The sequence below is a fragment of the Lentzea indica genome, from assembly GCF_012184385.1.
Lineage (GTDB): Bacteria > Actinomycetota > Actinomycetes > Mycobacteriales > Pseudonocardiaceae > Lentzea > Lentzea indica.
Genome location: NZ_VSRL01000412.1, coordinates 1 through 4,928 on the forward strand (window position 1 = coordinate 1; position 4,928 = coordinate 4,928).

The 4,928-nt window shown below is 69.6% G+C and carries 4 protein-coding genes and 2 pseudogenes; 2 read left to right on the forward strand and 4 right to left on the reverse strand.

Annotated features, from left to right (window positions below):
• On the forward strand, positions 1–280 hold a 280-nt coding region (locus FXN61_RS47230; RefSeq protein ID WP_167980311.1), incomplete at its 5' end, for a LysM peptidoglycan-binding domain-containing protein.
• A gap of 491 nt (positions 281–771) precedes the next feature.
• On the opposite strand, the pseudogene FXN61_RS56845 reads toward FXN61_RS47230, so the two are convergent.
• From FXN61_RS56845 to FXN61_RS47255, 4 genes and pseudogenes are all read right to left on the reverse strand, one after another.
• Positions 772–1,676, reverse strand: a pseudogene (locus FXN61_RS56845) (molybdenum cofactor biosynthesis protein MoaE).
• Positions 1,661–2,134, reverse strand: coding sequence for a cyclic pyranopterin monophosphate synthase MoaC (moaC, locus tag FXN61_RS47245; RefSeq protein WP_167980314.1), 474 nt, complete (start codon positions 2,132–2,134; stop codon positions 1,661–1,663). The pseudogene FXN61_RS56845 and the gene moaC overlap by 16 nt, the downstream one beginning before the upstream one ends.
• Positions 2,135–2,179: 45 nt before the next feature.
• Positions 2,180–3,562: an NAD-dependent malic enzyme gene (locus FXN61_RS47250; RefSeq protein ID WP_167980315.1), complete on the reverse strand. Its 1,383-nt coding sequence runs from the start codon at positions 3,560–3,562 to the stop codon at positions 2,180–2,182.
• Between the two features lie 162 nt (positions 3,563–3,724).
• Positions 3,725–3,910, reverse strand: coding sequence for a hypothetical protein (locus tag FXN61_RS47255; RefSeq protein ID WP_109633120.1), 186 nt, complete (start codon positions 3,908–3,910; stop codon positions 3,725–3,727).
• A gap of 102 nt (positions 3,911–4,012) precedes the next feature.
• Here FXN61_RS47255 and FXN61_RS47260 point away from each other — a divergent pair.
• Positions 4,013–4,928: pseudogene (locus FXN61_RS47260) on the forward strand (helicase-associated domain-containing protein); the annotation flags it as partial.

A 4,928-nucleotide genomic window follows, 5' to 3' on the forward strand; every position in this document is an offset into this window, starting at 1 on the left:
CTACACGGGCAAGGCCCCGAAGGCCGCCCCGGCTCCGCAGCAGCAGCGCAAGGCGCAGCCGCAGCAGCGCCAGGCGCCGGTGCAGCAGGCGCCGGTCGTCGCGCTCGCGGGCTCGAAGTCGAACCCGAACGGCAACTACGAGATCAAGGCGGGCGACACCCTGTCGAAGATCGCCGAGGCCAACAAGGTCGACGGCGGCTGGCAGGCCATCGTGGAGAAGAACAAGGACTTCCTCACGAACCCGGACCTGATCTTCCCCGGCGCCAAGATCCTGCTCTGAGCAGGACGACCGGCTGATTGACGGTTGGCCCCGATGGCTGGGCTGACGCAGGAACCAGGGATCTCACCGCTACCCCCCGGCGGTGAGGTCCCTGCCTGCGTTTCCGGGTACGGGCGGTGAGGTCCGGCGGCAAGCACCTGCCACAGCAACATCGCTACCGGCGTGTCCACACCCCCGGCACGACCGCGAAGGCGAAACCGAGCCCGAAAGTCCAACACCAGGCGGGCAACGGCGAAGCCGCGCACCCACAACGGCAATGCGAAGCGAGCCGACCGCACGACCCATCTGAACAGCGGTGATGACGCAACCACCCGAAATCGTCGCGAAGCGGCGATGAAATGACCACGCGCGTCAGGACCTGAGCGACCACCAACGCAACGCGAGACGACCGCACTGGCGACCACCCCGCTGGAACCGGCGCCCACCACCGCAACGGCACCACCGCGATCGCAACCACCGCGAGACGACCCGCGCGGTGCCAACCGCAGCCATCAGGGGCAGTTGACCCACTCGTCCTCGCCGCCGGGGAACACCTGCCGCTTCCACACCGGCAACCGGGCCTTGACCTCGTCGACCAGGTCGGCGCACAACGAGAAGGCCTCCTTGCGGTGCTCGGCAGCCACCGCGCAGGCCAACGCCACATCACCGATCTTCAACGGCCCGACCCGGTGCGACACCGCGATCCCGTGCACCCCGGAGTACTTCCCGGCGAGCGACTCGACGACCTCGGCCACGACGTCCCCCGCGGACGGATGCGAGTGGTACTCCAGCTCCAGCACCGACCGCCCACCGTCGTGATCACGCACGACGCCGGAGAAGGTCACGACAGCGCCTGCACGGTCCGAGGCGACGAGGGCGGCGTGCTCCTCGACCGACAAGGGCTCCTCGGTCACGACGGCCCGCAGCACCACGCTCATCTGTGGTCACCTCCACGCAGTTGGTCCAGCGCATGCTCTACGACGTTGCCGAGCACGTCCAGCCCGTCCCGCACCCCGCCGGTCGACCCCGGCAGGTTCACGATCAACGTCCGTCCCGCCACCCCGGCCACGCCGCGCGACAGGACGGAACCCGGCACGCGCGGCCACCCGGACATCCGGATCACGTCGGCCAGTCCCGGCACCTCGTAGTCCAGCACCGCGCGGGTGGCCTCCGGCGTCCGGTCGGTCGGGTTGATCCCGGTGCCGCCGGTCGTGATCACGAGGTCCGCGCCGGAAGACACGGCAGAAGCCAGCGCCTCACGCACCGGTTCGCCGTCCGGCACCACGACCGGTGCGGACACCGAGAAACCCCGTGAGGTGAGCCAGTCGACGATGATCGGTCCGCTGCGATCGGCGTAGACCCCGGCGGCGGCGCGGTTGGACGCCGTGACGACCACTGCCTTCACGGACGCTCCCACAGCCCCGACTTTCCGCCTTCCTTGCGCTCCACCCGCACCGCGTCCAGAGAAGCGGCGGGGTCGACGGACTTCACCATGTCGTGCAGGGTGAGGCCGGCGACGGAGACCGCGGTCAGGGCCTCCATCTCGACGCCGGTGCGGTCGGTGGTGCGGACCGTGGCCGTGATCAGGACGGCCTCGTCGGCCAGAGCCAGGTCCACGACCACCGACGACAGGGCGATCGGGTGGCACAACGGCACGAGCTCCCAGGTGCGCTTCGCGGCCATGATGCCCGCGATCCTGGCGGTGGCGAGGGCGTCGCCCTTGGGCAGGCCGTCGGTGCCCAGCAGCGCAATCACCTCGGCGGTCGTGTGCAGGATCCCGCTGGCCACGGCCGTCCGGGTGGTCTGCTCCTTGCCGGAGACGTCGACCATGCGGGCCGCGCCGTGTGAGTCCAGGTGGGTGAACTGCTTGGTCATACCGCGATCGTATGCCTGGCTCACAGGAACGGCCCGTGGCCAGTCTTACGAAGTCGCCGCCTTGCGCACCGCTTCGGCCACGGCCGGAGCAACGGTGTTGTCGAAGACCGAGGGAACGATGAACGACGCGTTGAGGCGGTCGCCGTCCACCACGTCGGCGATGGCCTGCGCGGCGGCCAGCAGCATCGCGTCGGTGATGGTCCTGGCGTGCGCGTCCAGCAGGCCGCGGAAGACGCCGGGGAACGCCAGCACGTTGTTGATCTGGTTCGGGAAGTCCGAGCGGCCGGTCGCGACGACGGCGGCGTGCTGCTGGGCCTCCATCGGGTCGATCTCCGGGTCCGGGTTGGCCAGCGCGAACACGATGGCGTCCTCCGCCATCGTCGCGACCTGGTCCGCGCCGAAGAGGTTCGGGGCCGAGACGCCGATGAACACGTCCGAACCGACCAGCGCGTCGTGCAGGCGGCCAGACTGGTTGCCCTTGTTGGTGGTCGCGGCGATGGACTTCAGGTTCGCGTCCAGGCCGGGACGGTCGCGGTGCACGATGCCGTCGACGTCCACGGCGATGATGTCGCCGGGCTCCTGCGCCTGCAGCAGGCGGATGATCGCCGAACCGGCGGCGCCGACGCCGCAGACCGTGATGCGGCAGTCCTTGATGTCCTTCTTGACGACGCGCAGAGCGTTCCGCAGCGCCGCGACGACGACGATGGCCGTGCCGTGCTGGTCGTCGTGGAAGACCGGGATGTCGAGCTTCTCGCGCAGGCGTGCCTCGATCTCGAAGCAGCGCGGCGCGGAGATGTCCTCGAGGTTGATGCCGCCGTACACGGGAGCGATGAGCTCGACCGCGCGGATGATCTCCTCGGTGTCCTGGGTGTCCAGGCAGACCGGCCAGGCGTCGACGCCGGCGAACTTCTTGAACAGCGCCGCCTTGCCCTCCATCACCGGCAGAGCGGCGGCGGGGCCGAGGTTGCCCAGGCCCAGCACGGCCGAACCGTCGGTGACGACGGCGACGGTGTTGCGCTTGATCGTCAGACGGCGCGCGTCGTCCGGGTTCTTGGCGATCGCCTCACACACACGCGCGACACCCGGCGTGTACGCGCGAGAGAGGTCGTCACGGTTGCGCAGCGGCACCTTCGACGCGATCTCGATCTTGCCGCCGAGGTGCACGAGGAACGTGCGGTCCGACACCTTGCGGACGACGATGCCGGGCAACGTCTCCAGCGTGTCGGTGATGTCCTTGGCGTGGTTCGCGGACAGCGCGTTGCACGTGAGGTCGATGACGACGCGATCGTTGTGCGACTCCACGACGTCGAACGCCGTGATCACTCCGCCCGCGCGGCCGACAGCCGTCGTGAGGTCACCCGCGGCGCTCGCTGACGGCGGCGCCTCCAGACGAACGGTGATCGAGTAACCAGGGCCGGGGACCGGCATCGTCTTCCTCCCACGAAGTGCTGCTCAAGCGGGAAGTGAGCCTATCCCCGGCCCCATTGCGGTACTCACGCGACTCGACAGTCTTAAGCCACCTCTGACAAACGCACGCGGGGACCTTTCGTACTCGTCGAGAGCACGAAAGGTCCCCGCGGGCACTTCAGGTCAGGACTTGTTGATCTCGGTCACCGGGTGGGTGTAGCCGAGGTCCTCCACCGGCAGCGGGAACGTCACCGTGCCGAACGGGGAGAGCGCACCCTGCACGTCACTGGTCAGTTCGGTGACGGGGTGGCCACCGTCGGGGCCCTCCGGCCAGTGCGGGTCGACCCGTCCAGGGCGTCCTTTCGCCACTTTCTCCTCCTCGGTGATGCCGATGACGCGACAAGTGTGACAGACCCACTTTCTCGTCCGGGCAACGACGAGTTCTCCAGCCGCCCATATACCGTGGTGAGAATGTCCGGCACCACTCTCGCCGACTGGCTGCGCGCCCAGGACGACGCCGCTCTGGTGGCACTGCTGCGCGCGCGTCCTGACCTGGCAACGCCCCCACCTGCCGATATGTCCGTGCTCGCGACACGGGTCGGCACCAGGGCGTCGATCGCGCGCGCGTGCGAGGACCTCGACACGTTCACGCTCGCCGTGCTCGAAGGCCTGGTCGTGCTGGGCTCGGACACCGAGCCCGTGGCGTTGACCACACTCGCCGGGGTGCTCGGGCCGGACGTGAAGCCCAAGCCGCTCAAGCAGGCCGTCGCCAAGCTCAGGTCGCTCGCGCTCGTGTGGGGCGAGGACGAGGCGCTGTCGATACCCCCGATCACGCGGGAGGCGTTCGGCACGTATCCCGGCGGGCTCGGCCACTCGACCGGGCAGACGTACGACCTGGGCGGCATCACCGAGGGCGAGCAGCGGGTCCTGCAGAAGCTCGCCGCCGGACCGCCCATCGGCGACACCAAGGACGCCTCACGGGTCGTGCCGCTCGACAAGGCCGACACTCCCGTGCAACGGCTCCTCGCCCGCGGTCTGCTGCTGCGCCGCGATCCCGGCACCGTCGAGCTGCCGCGGGAGATCGCGCTCCAGCTGCGCGGTGAACGCCCGCTCGGCCCGATCCAGGCCGCCGAGCCGAGGCTGAAGACCACCACGCTCCAGCAGTCGAGCATCGACGCCACAGGTGGCGGCGAGGCCCTGGAACTCGTCCGGCACGTCGAGAACCTGATCGCGAGCTGGTCGGCAGAGCCGCCGCCGGTGCTGCGGACCGGTGGCCTCGGTGTTCGCGAGCTGCGCAAGGCCGCCAAGGACCTCGACGTCGACGAACGCCGTGCCGCCCTGCTGATCGAGCTCGTGGTCGGCGCCGACCTGGCCGCGAACACCGAGG